The organism is Streptococcus sp. k-90 (assembly GCF_013277565.1).
In the GTDB taxonomy this organism is placed as follows: domain Bacteria; phylum Bacillota; class Bacilli; order Lactobacillales; family Streptococcaceae; genus Streptococcus.
In genome coordinates, this window is record NZ_VMNE01000006.1 from 37,168 (window position 1) to 54,071 (window position 16,904).

General features: G+C 42.5%; 17 protein-coding genes. 10 read left to right on the top strand and 7 right to left on the bottom strand.

Annotated elements, in window-relative coordinates; genetic code table 11:
- The first annotated feature begins 125 nt into the window (after positions 1-125).
- The 5 genes from HT734_RS02415 (at position 126) to nrdI (ending at position 4,822) form a co-directional block, all read left to right on the top strand.
- Positions 126-740, top strand: coding sequence for a DUF624 domain-containing protein (locus HT734_RS02415; RefSeq protein WP_173277667.1), 615 nt, complete (start codon positions 126-128; stop codon positions 738-740).
- Complete coding sequence (locus tag HT734_RS02420) at positions 718-2,388, top strand: sensor histidine kinase (protein WP_345889921.1); 1,671 nt, start codon at positions 718-720, stop codon at positions 2,386-2,388. The genes HT734_RS02415 and HT734_RS02420 overlap by 23 nt, the downstream gene beginning before the upstream one ends.
- Positions 2,389-2,399: 11 nt before the next feature.
- Positions 2,400-3,686, top strand: a complete 1,287-nt coding sequence (locus tag HT734_RS02425; protein ID WP_173277663.1) for a response regulator transcription factor — start codon at positions 2,400-2,402, stop codon at positions 3,684-3,686.
- A gap of 60 nt (positions 3,687-3,746) precedes the next feature.
- Complete coding sequence (locus HT734_RS02430) at positions 3,747-4,280, top strand: hypothetical protein (protein ID WP_000729013.1); 534 nt, start codon at positions 3,747-3,749, stop codon at positions 4,278-4,280.
- Positions 4,281-4,357: 77 nt separating this feature from the next.
- Positions 4,358-4,822 carry a class Ib ribonucleoside-diphosphate reductase assembly flavoprotein NrdI gene (gene nrdI / locus HT734_RS02435; protein WP_020899993.1) on the top strand — a complete coding sequence of 155 codons (465 nt, stop codon included), beginning with the start codon at positions 4,358-4,360 and terminating at the stop codon, positions 4,820-4,822.
- Positions 4,823-4,858: 36 nt separating this feature from the next.
- On the opposite strand, the gene HT734_RS02440 is transcribed toward nrdI, so the two are convergent.
- Together HT734_RS02440 and HT734_RS02445 are read right to left on the bottom strand one after the other, a co-directional pair.
- Positions 4,859-5,317: a DUF3021 domain-containing protein gene (locus HT734_RS02440; protein WP_173277654.1), complete on the bottom strand. Its 459-nt coding sequence runs from the start codon at positions 5,315-5,317 to the stop codon at positions 4,859-4,861.
- Positions 5,314-5,754, bottom strand: coding sequence for a LytTR family DNA-binding domain-containing protein (locus HT734_RS02445; RefSeq protein WP_173277653.1), 441 nt, complete (start codon positions 5,752-5,754; stop codon positions 5,314-5,316). The genes HT734_RS02440 and HT734_RS02445 overlap by 4 nt, the downstream gene beginning before the upstream one ends.
- Positions 5,755-5,960: 206 nt before the next feature.
- On the opposite strand from HT734_RS02445, the gene mutL reads away from it, so the two are divergent.
- The 3 genes from mutL (at position 5,961) to HT734_RS02460 (ending at position 9,189) form a co-directional block, all read left to right on the top strand.
- Positions 5,961-7,910, top strand: a complete 1,950-nt coding sequence (gene mutL / locus HT734_RS02450; protein ID WP_173277651.1) for a DNA mismatch repair endonuclease MutL — start codon at positions 5,961-5,963, stop codon at positions 7,908-7,910.
- A gap of 112 nt (positions 7,911-8,022) precedes the next feature.
- The gene (ruvA, locus tag HT734_RS02455; protein WP_101776614.1) at positions 8,023-8,616 is read left to right on the top strand and encodes a Holliday junction branch migration protein RuvA; all 594 of its coding nucleotides are present in this window, start codon (positions 8,023-8,025) and stop codon (positions 8,614-8,616) included.
- Positions 8,617-8,625: 9 nt separating this feature from the next.
- Positions 8,626-9,189 (top strand): DNA-3-methyladenine glycosylase I, encoded by a 564-nt coding sequence (locus tag HT734_RS02460; protein ID WP_173277650.1) that lies wholly within the window; start codon positions 8,626-8,628, stop codon positions 9,187-9,189.
- 84 nt (positions 9,190-9,273) lie between these two features.
- On the opposite strand, the gene HT734_RS02465 is transcribed toward HT734_RS02460, so the two are convergent.
- The 5 genes from HT734_RS02465 to HT734_RS02485 form a co-directional block, all read right to left on the bottom strand.
- Positions 9,274-9,537 (bottom strand): SemiSWEET family transporter, encoded by a 264-nt coding sequence (locus tag HT734_RS02465; RefSeq protein WP_000166114.1) that lies wholly within the window; start codon positions 9,535-9,537, stop codon positions 9,274-9,276.
- A gap of 105 nt (positions 9,538-9,642) precedes the next feature.
- Positions 9,643-10,677, bottom strand: a complete 1,035-nt coding sequence (locus HT734_RS02470; protein WP_173277649.1) for a S66 peptidase family protein — start codon at positions 10,675-10,677, stop codon at positions 9,643-9,645.
- 161 nt (positions 10,678-10,838) lie between these two features.
- Positions 10,839-11,186, bottom strand: coding sequence for a hypothetical protein (locus HT734_RS02475; RefSeq protein WP_173277648.1), 348 nt, complete (start codon positions 11,184-11,186; stop codon positions 10,839-10,841).
- A gap of 15 nt (positions 11,187-11,201) precedes the next feature.
- On the bottom strand, positions 11,202-11,879 hold the full coding sequence (locus HT734_RS02480) for a DUF1129 domain-containing protein (RefSeq protein WP_173277646.1): 678 nt from the start codon (positions 11,877-11,879) through the stop codon (positions 11,202-11,204).
- An 11-nt stretch (positions 11,880-11,890) separates the two neighbouring features.
- Positions 11,891-12,835, bottom strand: coding sequence for a magnesium transporter CorA family protein (locus tag HT734_RS02485; RefSeq protein ID WP_000815623.1), 945 nt, complete (start codon positions 12,833-12,835; stop codon positions 11,891-11,893).
- A gap of 131 nt (positions 12,836-12,966) precedes the next feature.
- On the opposite strand from HT734_RS02485, the gene uvrA reads away from it, so the two are divergent.
- Both uvrA and HT734_RS02495 read left to right on the top strand, forming a co-directional pair.
- Complete coding sequence (uvrA, locus tag HT734_RS02490) at positions 12,967-15,798, top strand: excinuclease ABC subunit UvrA (RefSeq protein ID WP_173277644.1); 2,832 nt, start codon at positions 12,967-12,969, stop codon at positions 15,796-15,798.
- A complete protein-coding gene (locus tag HT734_RS02495) occupies positions 15,791-16,852 on the top strand; it encodes a Xaa-Pro peptidase family protein (protein WP_061758925.1) in 1,062 nt (353 codons plus the stop codon). The genes uvrA and HT734_RS02495 overlap by 8 nt, the downstream gene beginning before the upstream one ends.
- Positions 16,853-16,904: the final 52 nt, after the last annotated feature.

Here is a 16,904-nt window from a genome sequence, read left to right on the forward strand (position 1 = left end):
CCTAATAATTTTCTCACAATTCTCATTGTACCACGGTTTGGTGGGATTGTAAATGGATAGTCTATGTGTTTGAAAACGCTTGAAATATGCTATAATAGTTTCATAGTTATTTTTAGGAGGATATCATGGGGAGATTTTTAGATTTTGTCTTTAATCGTTTCTTTTTAGGGATGATTGCGACAGCCTTCTTTTGGCTATTAGCTTTAGCAGGGGGGATTATCCTTGGTCTAGCGCCAGCTAGTGCCACCTTGATGAGTTTATATGCAGAACATGGTTATAGCTTTCGGGAATACAGTTTGAAGGAGGCTTGGTCTCTATATAAGCAAAATTTCGTCTCAAGCAACCTGATTTTCTATAGCTTTTTAGGAGTGGATTTAGTTTTGGTCTATGGCTTGTATCTCTTGGTGCAATTGCCTCATCAGACCATTGTTCATTTGATTGCGACCTTTTTGAATGTCCTAGTAGTTGCCCTGCTCTTTTTGGCTTATACAGTATCTTTGAAATTACAAGTTTATTTTGATTTGTCCTATCGAAATAATCTCAAACTATCCTTGATTGGTATCTTTATGAGCCTAGCAGCTGTGGCCAAGGTTCTTCTTGGGACTGTGCTACTTGTAGCAATTGGTTATTATATGCCTGCTCTTCTCTTCTTTGTAGGAATTGGGATGTGGCATTTCTTTATCAGTGATATGTTGGAACCGGTCTATGAAAGCATCCATGAAAAATTGGCGACAAAATAGAATGAAGCAGTTTTGGCTACATACGCTTCTGCGAACCTACAGTTCAGTTATGATCATTATTATTGCGAGTTTTGCAATCTTACTTTCTTACGCTGACTGGGATTCACGGGAAAAGGAAGCCCAGAGAGTAGCCCAGCGTGTAACCACTCGAACAGTCGAAGAGGTGGAGTATTATTATCGCGAGTCAGCCCAGCTAGCACAAGATTTAGTAGCCAATCAAGACAGGATACAAGGGGTTTATAAGTACTTTAGTCTATCAACATCTGAGTATTTTTATTGGCTGTTGGAGCATCAAGCAGCTTCGTCAACTTCTATTTCTCTGTATGAAAATATCGATGACCTGTATGTTCAGAATGACTATATAACGGGTGTTGCAATCGTCTTGCAGGACTTTAAAGAAGTTTATGTTTCGAGCAGAAATGAGAGAGGTGGTCATACGGTACTTGCGGAAGACTTTAAACCAGAGGCCAATAGTTTTGGAGTGCCTATTTTAGACCCAGCGACGGATCAATCGATAGGGGTTGTTTATATCTCCTTGGATCCGGAAATCTTATACCATGCTGTGGACAATACCCGAGGTCATATCCCGATGGCTGTGACTGTGACATCGCCTTTTGATACGGAGATTTTTCATATTGGTGAGAGGGTCAATAGGGAGCATGAAAACTGGTTTGTTGGTGTGACCTCTCATGGCTATCAGGTTCAGGTGGCAGTTCCCAAAAACTTTGTTTTGCAAGGAACAGTGACTAGCTCTGCTTTGATTGTGGGCTTGAGCCTTCTCTTTATTGTTATTCTTTATCTGACTTTGAGGCAGACCTTTGCTAATTACCAAAAGCAGGTAGTGGATTTGGTCGATTCTATCCAAGTTATTGCTCAAGGGGAGGAAGGTCTTCGCATTGATACGCTTGAAAAGGACCAGGAATTGCTCCTAATTGCAGAGACTACAAATGATATGTTGGATCGATTGGAAAAGAATATCCATGATATTTACCAGTTAGAACTTAGCCAAAAAGATGCCAATATGCGAGCCCTGCAGGCGCAAATCAATCCTCATTTTATGTATAATACGCTGGAATTTTTACGTATGTACGCAGTCATGCAAAGTCAAGATGAGTTGGCAGATATCATTTATGAGTTCAGTAGTCTATTACGTAACAATATTTCTGACGAAAGAGAAACTCTTCTCAAACAGGAATTAGAATTTTGCCGTAAATATAGCTATCTCTGCATGGTTCGCTATCCCAAGTCCATTGCCTATGGTTTCAAGATAGACCCAGAACTAGAGAATATGAAGATTCCCAAATTTACCTTGCAACCGCTGGTAGAAAATTATTTCGCTCATGGTGTTGACCACAGACGGACAGATAATGTGATTAGCATTAAAGCTCTTAAACGAGATGGTTTTGTAGAAATTTTGGTGGTCGATAATGGCCGTGGAATATCGGTTGAAAAACTGGCAAGTATTCGAGAAAAATTAAGGCAGAGACATTTTGAACACCAAGCCAGCTATAGTGCAAAAAGGCAGTCTATCGGGATTGTCAATGTCCATGAGCGTTTTGTGCTCTATTTTGGGGACCGCTATGCTATTACTATAGAGTCTGCAGAGCAAGCAGGTGTTCAGTATCGTATTACAATTCAAGATGAGTAGAAAGGGAGAAAATGTATAAAGTATTATTAGTAGATGATGAGTACATGGTGACAGAAGGTCTGAAACGTTTGATTCCCTTTGATAAGTGGGATATGGAGGTCGTCGCAACAGCCAGTCATGCCGATGAAGCCCTAGAATATGTTCAGGAAAATCCTGTCGATGTGGTCATTTCCGATGTCAATATGCCCGACAAAACAGGGCTTGATATGATTCGGGAAATGAAAGAGATTTTACCAGATGCTGCCTATATCCTGCTCTCAGGTTATCAGGAGTTTGATTATGTAAAAAGAGCAATGAATCTTAGCGTGGTGGACTATCTGCTCAAGCCTGTCGATAAGGTAGAGTTGGGAAATCTGCTGGAGAAGATTGCAGGTCAGCTCGGCGAGAGAGGAAAGAAAAGTCAGACCCTCAGTCAAGATTTAGATGATGCTGGATTTGTTAGTTATCTAGGAGGTAAGGAGAATTGGTGGATAGGCCTATACAAGGAAAAACAAGGCTCTTTCACCATTCCCTACTATGTGTTAGGACAAGATTGGCAGATTTTCATTTCTGATCAACCCCTAGATGGTTTAGTCGTTACTCCCTTTGAAGTTCCCTATCAAGAACACTTTGAACGCTGGAAGCTGAATGCTGAGAAAGCCCTCTTTTACGGTTCTGTAAATTTAAAACAGTCTGAGAGTCTCTTTGCCTATTACGAACCGATTTATAGGGTTATCATTCAGGGGAATCTCAATCAAATCGTGGAAGAGTTAAACCTCTTGGAGAAGGTGGTTCTTGAAAATACGCCGCGTGTTCCGATTACCAAACAGCTTTTTATCCAGTTTGTCATGGATGTCTTTCACTTGTTTAAGCATCTAAAAGCTGATGATATGACGGATATCGTCAAAACCATTCATGCTATTCAATCCTTTGATGAATTGGTTCCTTATATTAAGGAAACTCTGACTCGATTCTTTGGACAATATCGAATGAATGAAAATGTGGTTAGTGTGCTAGAAGTTATTGGGCGTGATTATCAGAAAGAACTTTCGCTCAAGGATATCAGTCAGGATCTTTTTATCAATCCTGTCTATCTAGGTCAGTTGATTAAGCGAGAAACCAATTCGACCTTCGCAGAATTACTAAACAAACAACGTATTAAGGCTGCCCAGCAACTCTTACTTTCAACCAGTGACAGTATTGAAGATATTTGCTATGCTGTTGGTTACAGTAACGTTGGATATTTCTATAAAGTGTTCCGAAAATTGTGCGGAAAATCGCCAAAAGCCTACCGAAAACAGGTAGAAACTATACTATAAAATTTGTATTCCTTTACAAAAGGTGCTATAATATCAATAATAATATCAGGAGGTTCTATCATGAAAAAGAAACCGATTTATCTATGGGTCTTGCTAATCTTGTCTGCTCTTATTTCAGCTATGTCTCTGTTTGGAATGTTGAGTCCCTTGCCTAGTAAAGAAGCCCTTCGTGCCGCTCAGAAACAAGTTGCAGGGGTCAGTGCTCAGCAATTAGAAGACAACATCAATTACACCTATAGAGTAGCAGAATCAACTCATTCTATTTTTAATATGGCCTTGATTGTGCTATCTGCTATTTTAGTGGTAGTAGCGATTGTATTCCTTATTCGTAAGAATTTGCAATATGCAAACTATACTTACGTTGGCTATGTTTTGTTAGCTATTATTGGTTCGATTTATGGCTATGTGACTTTACAAGACGCTGTGCAGTTAGTTCACGATGAGACCATGCGTTTAGGGATAAGTGTTATTTCACAAGCCGTTAGCATTTTCTATATCGTCATAAATGTTCTTTTCCTAGCCCTTGTCTTCTATAAGATGTGGCGTCAACAAAAAGCCTTGGCAGAAGAAGAGGAAACAGAAGAACTTGCCTAAGTATTGACAAAAAATAACTATCAAGTTACAATCTTGGTAGTTATTTTTCGATTATAGATAAAATCATGGAGGTAAATATGAAGACAATTTCTTTAGTTTATATCAGTCTGAGTGGCAACACTGAGAGTTTTGTGACGCGCTTGAAAGACTATCTCTTGTCCCAGTACGAGGGAATTGAGGTTCAAAAGATTCATATTAAGGATTTGGTCAAGGAAGGTCACGATTTCTATGAAATGGACCACCCTTACATCGCCTTTCTACCGACCTACCTAGAAGGTGGGAATGGCGTTGATAACGGAGATGTCGAGATCTTGACGACACCAGTGGGGGATTTTATCGCCTATGGTGATAATGCTAGTAAGTGTTTTGGTGTGGTTGGTTCAGGAAATCGTAACTTTAATAACCAATACTGCCTGACAGCCAAGCAATACAGTCAACGTTTTGGTTTCCCTGTCTTGGCTGACTTTGAAATGCGAGGTATGCTGGGAGATATCAAACGTGTTGCAGCGATTATCGCAGATTTGTATGAGTTGGAAAGTTAAGCTTCGGCTTGGCTTTTTATTTATCCTAGGTAGTTCCTATTTTCTATGCTCCAAGAGTTGATTGATATGGTCTACTTTTTTTGATGCTCTTTTATAGGAAATAGTCCAAATGATGAGGTAGACAATCGCAAACTCGATAATGAGTTGGAGATAGAAAATCCAGTGGAAAGGGAACCAACCTGCTAGGGTTGCTAATGGGATAAAACCTACTAGCATGAGGAAGAAATGGGTCAGAGTTGCACGGAGCAAGCTCCAGTCACGGCTGAATAATCGCTTGCCAAAGTTGAAGAGAATACCAATGGCTGCCCAGATAAGTGTGCAGTAGAGCAAGATTAGGGCACCGTGAACTTGATGTTGAGTCATTACTTGGCCGACGAGAGATTCAGGGCTAAGTGGAGCGTAGGTACTTGGTGCATAAATGAGTGAAAAGATGATAGAGAGGATGAGACCGATGAGGACACCAGTAGCTGCGTCGTGGAAGATTTGTTTTTTCATAGTTCTAATTTCTCCTTGATGGTTTTTAGGTAACGGCGTGAAGAGTAGGTGAAGCTTTCATTTTTTAGAAAGATTTCTACTAGGCCGTTGGGGGTGAGCTTGAGATGAGAGATGGAGTTGATATTGATGATTTCTGATTGGGAAATTTGGATAAAATTGGTTGGCAGAATTTCAAGGATTTGATAGAGACGCAAATCAATGCTGTAGGTCTGACTCGCGCTTTCTGCTAGAACCTTCCGATTCTCGATATAGAAGCGTTGAATCTTGCCAATCTCAACGAGATAGACCTGATTATCGATTTTCCCTTTGATTTTTTCTGTTAGATCCAGATTTTCTGCGAACTCGATGACTTTCTGGACTTTATCTGTCGGCTGAGGTGCTTGAACAATCAGCTTTTCCTCTTCGTAAGTTTCACTAATCTGTAGTTCTACTTTCATAAATTTCTCTCCTTTTCAGTTATACAAGATTGTGATCACTTCCTGTACACCTTTATTAAACACTATTTTCCAGCCCCTTGCAAGGTACTTTGTCTATGTGGATGGATTTTACTCCTATGTGGTGCTTGCTTTTCTGTCCTATCTGAAATATGGTATAATAGCACTAATCAATTTCTAGGAAAATAGATACAGAAAGGGGCTGAAAGATGTCTCATATTATTGAATTGCCAGAGGTGCTGGCAAACCAGATCGCGGCAGGAGAGGTTATCGAGCGTCCAGCTAGCGTTGTTAAGGAGTTGGTAGAAAATGCTATTGATGCGGGATCTAGTCAGATTATCATTGAGATTGAGGAAGCAGGTCTCAAGAAGATTCAAATCACGGATAATGGTCATGGAATTGCCCACGATGAGGTAGAGCTGGCTCTGCGTCGTCATGCGACCAGCAAGATAAAAAATCAAGCAGACCTCTTTCGAATTCGCACGCTTGGTTTTCGTGGTGAAGCCTTGCCTTCTATAGCGTCTGTTAGTGTTTTGACTCTGTTGACTGCGGTGGATGGCGCAAGTCACGGGACCAAGCTAGTCGCGCGTGGGGGAGAAGTTGAAGAAGTCATCCCAGCGACTAGTCCTGTGGGAACCAAGGTTTGTGTGGAGGATCTCTTTTTCAACACGCCTGCCCGCCTCAAGTATATGAAGAGCCAGCAAGCGGAGCTGTCTCATATTATTGATATTGTCAACCGTCTGGGTTTGGCCCATCCTGAGATTTCTTTCAGCTTGATTAGTGATGGCAAGGAAATGACGCGGACAGCTGGGACTGGTCAACTGCGTCAAGCTATTGCAGGGATTTACGGTTTGGCGAGTGCCAAGAAGATGATTGAAATTGAGAATTCTGACCTTGATTTCGAAATTACAGGTTTTGTGTCCTTGCCTGAGTTGACTCGAGCTAATCGCAACTATATCAGCCTCTTCATCAATGGCCGTTATATCAAGAACTTTTTACTCAATCGTGCTATTCTTGACGGCTATGGTAGTAAGCTTATGGTAGGTCGTTTTCCACTGGCTGTCATTCACATCCATATCGATCCTTATCTAGCGGATGTCAATGTGCATCCAACCAAGCAAGAGGTGCGAATTTCCAAGGAAAAAGAACTGATGACCTTGGTTTCAGAAGCTATTGCAAATAGTCTCAAGGAACAAACCTTGATTCCAGATGCCTTGGAAAATCTTGCCAAATCGACCGTGCGCAATCGTGAGAAGGTGGAGCAAACTATTCTTCCACTCAAAGAAAATACGCTCTACTATGAGCAAACTGAGCCGACAAGACCTAGTCAAGCTGAGGTGGCTGATTATCAGGTTGAATTGACTGATGCAGGACAAGACTTGACCTTGTTTGCCAAGGAAACCTTGGATCAGCTGACCAAGCCAGCAAAATTGCATTTTGCAGAGAGAAAGCCTGCTAACTATGATCAATTAGACCATCCAGAGCTAGATTTAGCCAGTCTGGATAAAGCCTATGATAAGCTGGAGCGAGAAGAATCATCCAGCTTCCCAGAGTTGGAGTTTTTCGGACAAATGCACGGGACTTATCTCTTTGCACAGGGACGAGATGGGCTCTACATCATAGACCAACATGCGGCTCAGGAACGGGTCAAGTATGAGGAATATCGTGAAAGCATTGGCGATGTTGACCAGAGCCAGCAGCAACTCCTAGTGCCTTACATTTTTGAATTTCCAGCGGATGATGCCCTCCGTCTCAAGGAAAGAATGGCACTTTTAGAGGAAGTGGGCGTCTTTCTAGCAGAGTACGGAGAAAATCAATTTATCCTGCGTGAACATCCTATTTGGATGACAGAAGAAGAGATTGAATCAGGCATCTATGAAATGTGCGACATGCTGCTCTTAACCAAGGAGGTTTCTATCAAGAAATACCGGGCAGAGCTGGCTATCATGATGTCCTGCAAGCGGTCTATCAAGGCCAACCATCGTATCGATGACCACTCAGCTAGACAGCTGCTTTATCAACTTTCTCAATGTGATAATCCCTATAACTGCCCCCACGGACGTCCTGTTTTGGTGCATTTCACCAAGTCAGATATGGAAAAGATGTTTCGACGCATTCAGGAAAATCACACCAGTCTCCGTGAGTTGGGGAAATATTAAACGAATACGCTTTGAAAATCTCTTCAAACTAGGTCAGCTCTATCTGCAATATCAAAGCTGTGGCTAGCTTTCTAGTTTGCTTTTGATTTTCATTGAGCATAAAAGGAAAACTATGTACGAATATTTAAAAGGAATCATTACCAAAATCACTGCTAAATACATTGTTCTTGAAGTCAACGGTATCGGTTATATCCTGCATGTGGCCAATCCTTATGCCTACTCAGGACAAGTCAACCAAGAAGCTCAAGTTTATGTGCATCAGGTGGTGCGTGAGGATGCGCATCTACTTTATGGATTTCGTTCAGAGGACGAGAAGAAACTCTTTCTCAGTCTGATTTCGGTTTCTGGGATTGGTCCTGTATCAGCTCTTGCTATTATCGCTGCCGATGACAATGCTGGCTTGGTTCAAGCCATCGAAACCAAGAATATTACCTACTTGACCAAGTTCCCTAAAATTGGCAAGAAAACAGCCCAGCAGATGGTGCTGGACTTGGAAGGCAAGGTAGTAGTTGCTGGAGATGACCTTCCTGCTAAGGTCGCAGTGCAAGCAAGCGCTGAAAACCAAGAATTGGAAGAAGCCATGGAAGCCATGTTGGCACTGGGCTACAAGGCGACCGAACTCAAGAAAATCAAGAAATTCTTTGAAGGAACGACAGATACAGCTGAGAACTATATCAAGTCGGCCCTTAAAATGTTGGTCAAATAGGAGCAGAGCATGACAAAACGTTGTTCGTGGGTCAAGATGATCAATCCTCTATATGTAGCCTACCATGATGAGGAGTGGGGTCAGCCCCTCCATGATGATCAAGCATTGTTTGAGTTGTTGTGTATGGAAACCTATCAGGCAGGCCTGTCTTGGGAAACGGTGCTCAACAAACGACAAGCTTTCCGAGAAGCCTTTCATGGCTATCAAATTCAAGTAGTCGCAGAGATGACCGACTCCGAATTGGAAGCCTTGATGGATAATCCAGCTATCATCCGCAATCGTGCTAAGATTTTTGCCACACGGAGCAATGCTCAAGCATTTTTACAAGTGCAGAAAGATTATAACTCTTTTGATGCCTATCTTTGGTCTTTTGTTGAGGGGAAAACGATCGTTAACGATGTTCCCGATTACCGCCAAGCCCCAGCTAAAACACCTTTGTCTGAAAAATTAGCCAAAGATCTCAAAAAACGAGGCTTCAAGTTCACAGGCCCAGTCGCCGTCTTGTCTTTTCTACAGGCTGCAGGGCTAGTTGATGACCATGAGAATGATTGTGCGTGGAAAAGTGGTCATTAGTGTGTACAGATAGCTAGCATATCTGAGAATATAGAAAAAAGCTGAGAAATTTTTCCCAGCTTTTTATATATACTAGTATATTTGTTAGAGTGAAGTCAGAAAAGTGATTCCACCTAAAATAACACCAGCTGAATTTGGAATGATTAGTATCCAATCCTTCTTAGGTTCCTTTGTCCATCCATAAATAACCCAGATTAAGCAAGATATTGCAGCTGATAAAGGTTGAAATGGTTGAGCTTTATTTCCTTGTAAATTAGCGATAATTTGAGGTATGTAGGCAATAAATACTATAATTCCAATAAAGGCACCAATAGAACCTACGATTCGATTAATTTTTTGTTTTGTCATATACACCTCCTTCAAAAGGATATCATAGAAATTAGCGAAATGCAATAGATTCAGATACAAATTGTAACGAAAACCAATACAAAAGCACAAAAATAGAGAAACTATTTATTTTTTGTTATAATCAAAGCGAATGACTTGCTCCTGTGTATCTACATAGGTGTGAACGCCAAAGGGAACAATGGCTCTTGGAGTTGCGTGGCCGACATTCAGATTATAGACAATCGGGATATTGCTGTCAATGATGTCCATTAGTGCCACCTTATAGTCGTCATAGAAAGTTTCATCCATAGGTTTCCCGACCAAGAGTCCGCTGATGACCTTGAATATGCCAGTGTCCTTTAAAGTTCGCAACATCTTTTTGAAGTCTTCTGGCTCAGGCTTTTCTTCGCTTGTTTCTAGCAAGAGGATTTTTCCTTCCCAGTCTGACAAGTCAGGGAAAAGTTTGTACTTTTGGCAGAGGCCCGTGCTATCTACGTATCGAGAGTTGTCAAAGATATCGTAGAGGGATTCGAGGCAACCACCGAGGATTTTTCCCTCAAACTGGGCATTTCCTTGTAACAAGTCAAAACCAGTATTTGTATGATTGATACGAGGTGTTCCTAGAGCCTTGGGACTGAAGTCGGTTCGTTCCTCATACCAAACGTGACTAGGGCGGATTTCTGAGATTCTTCCAGTCTCAATCAATTCTTTAAAGTAGTGGAGACTATAGGTCAGCATTTCCTTGTCTAATTCACAAATATCTGCTAAAAAGGATTGGCCATAAAAAGTCTTGATTCCTAGTTTATGCAACATGAGATGGTTCATAGTTGTATCCGAGAAACCAAGAAAAATTTTTTGTTTGATAACCTTTTGTAGTTGGTCATTTTCAAAGAGGTAGGGTAGCAAGCGATAGGTATCGTCTCCACCGATGGCGCATAGGATCATGTCGATGCTATCATCAGAAAAGGCATGAATCAAATCCTCTGCACGCGCTTCAGGATGGTCCTTGATAAAGTCTAATCCTTTTAGCGAATGAGGCAAAAAGGTAGGATTGAGTCCCAGGTTCTTGAGACGTTGGACACCCAAGTCCACTTCGTGTTTGACAAAGTCCTCTCCGATAATGCCACTAGATAAACTAACAACACCAATAGTAGAAACCATATTTCTTCCTCCTAGAAATTGATTGAGCCTATTTTATCATAAAAGATGGGAGAAAACTATAGGGAAAAGGGTAGAGGGAAGCTTGTAGGCAAGCAAGTGAAAAAGCAACCGCTGGTGCAGTTGCTTTTCGTTTTCTAATCAGTAATCTCGCTAGATATGAGTTACTTGGTCAACTCTTGATTATAGGAGAGAGCCAAATCAATCCAGTAAGGCAATTCTTTTTGGCCTTCTATATCTAAGTCTATATACCCATGATAAAGGCGCCCCCTCATCAATGTAGTATGAGCTCCTGTTCGGGGTAGAACTTGCTTCTCCATTTCCTTGCCAATTCTGACCATAACCAGTTCATCCTTTCTGGAACTGATAGTAAGGACCATTTTACCACGAATCATAAAGGCCAGGCCACCAAACAGCTTCTTTTCTTCTAGCTCTTCTTCGAAAATTTGGGGAGGAAGTTTGAGCGCTAGAATTTTTCGAATCTGCTGAGCTAAAGATTGACTATATGCCATAGCTCTTTCCTTTTCTTAGTAACGTGTTGGTCCTGCACTTGCGCTGCGGATGTTCAAGCGTTTCTTGAGATAGAAGCGAAGGGCTAGTAGGGCTGCTCCGATAATAGCCAGTGGCAATGGAGCCAGTACTGGGTTAAGGCTAGCTGGTAGGAAGCTCGTTGCAAAGAAGACAAGTAACCAAAGGAACATCGAAGCTAGGATAACCAGTACAGATTTCCAGAAAGGTGGACGTTGACTGCGGTCCATATCAGGTCTATAGTATTGGTAAACAAAGTAGTACATCAAGTAGAAGGCAAATCCACCAACCAATCCAACTAGCAGAAGGGTAATCAAACCGTAACCGATAGCCTGATCTGCTGAGAAGAAGGTTGTGAGGGCGCTGACGAGGGCAAAGAGGCTAGTGATGAAAAGAGCTGAGTCCATAATCATGAGTTTTGGATCATCATTTTCTTTTGGATGCTCTTTTTCGTACTGCTCTTTGACAGTGAAGCTATGAGCCCAGTGGGTCGGTGCGCCATAGAGGGAACGAGCAGTCGTACCTTTGATTTGCTCTTCAAGGATTTGAGGAATAACTTCCTCAAAAATAGCCTTAATTTCAGCGTCTGTTTTCCCATCTTTGATGAATTGTTGGGTAGCGATATGGACAAACTCTTGGTTTTTCTTTGTTAATTTTTGTAGATCAATCTGAGACATAGGAACTCCTCTTAGAACCATTTTTTATGGATGAGATAGAGAGTGAGCGAGACACTCATAGCAAAGGCGATAAAGACGATTAACCAGAAGGCATTTGGCTCGCCATTTAGGGGGATTTCATTATCCTTAAAGTTCATCCCGTAGGCAGAGAAGACCATGGTTGGGATGGACATGACGATGGTCACAAGGGCCAAGGTTTTCATGATGTTGTTCTGGTTATTGGAAATGATAGAGGCAAAGGTCTCCGTCATAGAATGCAAGACGTTTCCATAAATGTCTGCCATCTCGATGGCCTGTTGGGTTTCAATCAGGGTATCTTCAAGTAGGTCTTCGTCCTCAAGGTATTTCTTGATATTGCTGGTTGAGCTGGTTAATTTCTTAATCACGCGCTCATTTGTTTTGAGGGAGGCCTTGAAATAGACGATGGTTTTTTCCAATTCCATGAGCTCAATCAATTCTTCATTACGAGTTGATTGATGCAGTTGACTTTCGATCTGTTCACTCTTACGGTCAATCGAACGAAGGGCTGTTAGATAAAGCTCTGCATTGCGATAAAGAATCTGAAAGATAAAACGTGAACGCATGAAGGTATAGAAATTACGCAAACGACGGTTAATAAAGACATCGAGGACTGGTAATGGTTCCAAACATGTAGTGATAATGGTTTCCTCAGTGATGATAATACCAAGCGGGATGGTTACGTAGTAAGTGCGGTTATTTCTTTCCTCTGTGACCGGCACGTCTACGATAATCAGGGTATACTCGTCTTCAATGGTAATACGAGACATTTCTTCCGCATCGAGCGGTGCTCGAAGGTCGGCAATATCAATATCGAAGGCGTTAGCGATTTCGAGTGATTCATTTTGAGTTGGATTAACGAGATTGATCCAAGTACCCGGTTCAAGCGTATCGATCTCTTTAAATTCAGTTGTTGTAGAGAGAAAAACTTGTTTCATATCCCTTATCCTTTCTCATTTTTCAGATTTTTTCACACCGTACTATTATACTACAAAATCGGCCTTTTGGGTAATAGAATCTCACTTTTTTTGGTATAATGGTAAGCAATAATGGACTAGAAAGAACAAAGATGCAAGATAAAATTGTCATTCATGGGGCGCGTGCCCATAATTTAAAAAATATTGATGTGGAAATTCCGCGAGACAAGTTGGTTGTTGTGACAGGCTTGTCAGGTTCAGGGAAATCCAGTCTGGCCTTTGATACCCTCTATGCGGAGGGACAACGTCGCTATGTAGAGAGTTTGTCAGCCTACGCTCGTCAATTCTTGGGAAATATGGAGAAGCCTGATGTAGATGCCATTGATGGTCTCAGCCCAGCTATTTCCATCGACCAAAAAACGACCAGCAAAAACCCTCGCTCGACAGTGGGAACAACGACTGAAATCAATGACTATCTGCGTCTCCTCTACGCACGTGTGGGGACGCCTTACTGTATCAACGGTCATGGAGCTATCAAGGCCTCTTCTGTGGAGCAAATTGTGGATAAGGTTTTGGAGTTACCTGAACGCCAGCGCCTGCAAATTTTAGCTCCGGTCATCCGCAAGAAAAAAGGCCAACATAAGAGTGTCATTGAGAAGGTTCAGAAAGACGGTTATGTTCGTGTCCGTGTGGATGGGGAAGTCTATGATGTGACCGAAGTGCCAGAGTTGTCCAAGAGTAAGCAACACAATATTGATGTCGTAGTTGACCGTATCGTCATCAAGGAGGGCATTCGTAGTCGTCTCTTTGATTCTATTGAGGCAGCCCTTCGTATCGCAGAAGGCTATGTCATTATCGACACCATGGACGACTCTGAGTTGTTGTTCTCTGAGCATTATGCCTGCCCAGTTTGTGGATTTACTGTTCCAGAGTTAGAGCCTCGTCTCTTCTCTTTCAATGCTCCTTTTGGCTCTTGTAGTGAGTGTGACGGCTTGGGCATCAAGCTGGAGGTGGATACTGATTTGGTAGTGCCAGATGCCAGCAAAACCTTACGTGAGGGAGCGCTAGCACCTTGGAATCCTATCTCGTCCAACTACTATCCAAATATGCTAGAGCAGGCCATGACAGCCTTTGGAGTGGATATGGATAAGCCTTTTGAGGACTTGTCAGAAGAAGATAAGCACTTGATTCTCTATGGTTCAGATGGCAAGGAATTCCATTTCCACTATGAGAATGAATTTGGTGGCGTGCGTGATATCGACATTCCTTTTGAAGGAGTTATTGGTAATATCAAACGTCGCTACCATGAAACCAATAGTGATTACACTCGCACTCAGATGCGCCTCTACATGAATGAGCTGACCTGCGGAACCTGTCATGGCTATCGTCTTAATGACCAGGCCTTGTCTGTCCGTGTAGGTGGTGAGCAAGGACCACATATCGGAGAAATCTCAGATCTGTCTATCGCAGACCACTTGGAGCTAGTTTCTCAGTTAACTCTGTCTGAAAATGAAGCCATCATTGCTCGGCCTATTCTCAAGGAAATTAAGGACCGTTTGACTTTCCTTAATAACGTGGGGCTTAACTATCTGACCCTGTCTCGTTCGGCAGGTACCCTTTCAGGTGGTGAAAGTCAGCGTATTCGTTTGGCGACCCAGATTGGATCTAACCTATCAGGCGTCCTCTATATCCTAGATGAGCCGTCAATCGGGCTCCACCAGAGGGACAATGACCGTCTGATTGCCAGTCTGAAAAATATGCGTGATTTGGGCAATACTCTCATTGTAGTGGAACACGATGAAGATACCATGCGGGAGGCGGATTATCTGATTGACGTTGGTCCTGGTGCGGGTGTTTTTGGTGGGGAGATTGTCGCCGCAGGTACGCCTAAACAGGTAGCTCGTAACAGTAAGTCTATCACAGGCCAGTACTTGTCAGGCAAACGTGCCATTCCAGTACCAGACGAGCGCCGTGTAGGAAATGGTCGTTTTATCGAAGTGACAGGAGCGTGTGAAAACAACCTACAAAATATCACTGCTCGCTTCCCTCTCGGAAAATTCATTGCGGTGACAGGGGTGTCGGGCTCAGGCAAGTCGACCTTGATCAATAGTATCCTCAAAAAAGCCATTGCCCAGAAGCTCAACCGCAATTCAGACAAACCTGGTAAGTTTAAAACTATTACAGGGATTGAGCATGTAGACCGCTTGATTGATATTGACCAGAGCCCGATTGGACGAACGCCGAGGTCTAATCCAGCTACCTATACGGGAGTTTTTGACGATATACGTGACCTCTTTGCCCAGACAAATGAAGCTAAGATTCGAGGCTACAAGAAGGGTCGTTTCAGTTTCAACGTCAAGGGTGGTCGCTGTGAAGCCTGTTCAGGTGACGGGATTATCAAGATTGAGATGCACTTCTTGCCAGATGTATACGTGGCTTGTGAAGTCTGCCATGGTACCCGCTACAACAGTGAAACCCTAGAAGTTCACTACAAGGAAAAGAATATCTCGCAGGTCTTGGATATGACGGTTAATGATGCGGTGGAATTCTTCCAACACATTCCGAAAATTCAGCGCAAACTTCAGACTATCAAGGATGTGGGACTTGGTTATGTGACATTGGGGCAACCTGCTACCACCCTTTCTGGGGGAGAAGCCCAGCGTATGAAACTGGCTAGTGAACTTCACAAACGATCGACAGGAAAATCTTTCTACATTCTGGATGAGCCGACGACAGGTCTTCATACCGAGGATATCGCTCGATTGCTCAAGGTTTTAGCTCGCTTTGTCGATGATGGCAATACAGTCCTTGTTATCGAGCACAATTTAGACGTTATCAAGACGGCAGACCATATTATTGACTTGGGACCTGAGGGCGGTGTCGGTGGTGGAATCATCATCGCAACAGGAACTCCAGAAGAAGTAGCGGCCAATGAAGCCAGCTACACAGGACATTATTTGAAAGGAAAGTTACATCATGAATAAACGCGTACAAGCATTTCTAGCGAAAATGCAAGAAAAAGAACTAGATGGCATCATCATCAATAACCTTAAAAACGTCTACTACTTGACTGGTTTTTGGGGCTCAAACGGAACAGTCTTCATCAGCCGTGACCGTCAGGTCTTGGTGACAGACTCTCGCTATATCATTGCAGCCAAGCAAGAAACCAGTGGTTTTGAGATTGTGGCTGACCGTGATGAATTGGCTGTTATTGCAGGGATTGTTAAGGACATGGGCTTGTCTCGAATCGGTTTTGAGGACGAGATTTCTGTCTCTTATTATCACCGTATGCAGGCAGCCTTTGAAGGAATTGACTTACTTCCACAAACTCAGTTTGTTGAAGGTCTTCGTATGATTAAGGATGAAGCGGAGATTGCAGCTATTCGCAAGGCTTGTTCTATCTCAGACCAAGCTTTCCGCGATGCGCTTGACTTTATTAAGCCAGGAAAGACTGAAATTGAGATTGCCAACTTCCTTGACTTCCGCATGCGTGAGTTGGGAGCATCTGGCTTATCTTTTGATACGATTCTAGCTAGCGGTATCAACTCTTCCAAACCCCATGCTCATCCTATGCACAAACCAGTGGAGCTAGGAGAAGCCATTACTATGGACTTCGGTTGCCTTTATGACCACTATGTCAGTGATATGACACGGACTATCTACTTGGGGCATGTTAGCGACGAGCAAGCAGAGATTTACAATACGGTTTTGAAAGCCAACCAAGCCTTGATTGACCAGGCTAAAGCAGGATTAGGTTTCCGTGACTTTGACAAAATTCCTCGTGATATTATCATCGAGGCAGGTTATGGCGACTACTTTACCCACGGTATCGGACACGGTATTGGACTGGATATCCATGAGGAACCATACTTTAGCCAAACTTCTACAGAAACTATTAAGGCAGGTATGGCCTTGACAGACGAGCCGGGTATTTATATTGAAGGTAAATATGGTGTTCGTATCGAGGATGATATTCTGATTACAGAAACAGGTTGTGAATTGTTGACCCTGGCTCCAAAAGAGTTGATAGTCATTTAAGAGTTAAACAACTCAAATGATTGACTTTTAAATTTTAAAAGTTTATACTGAA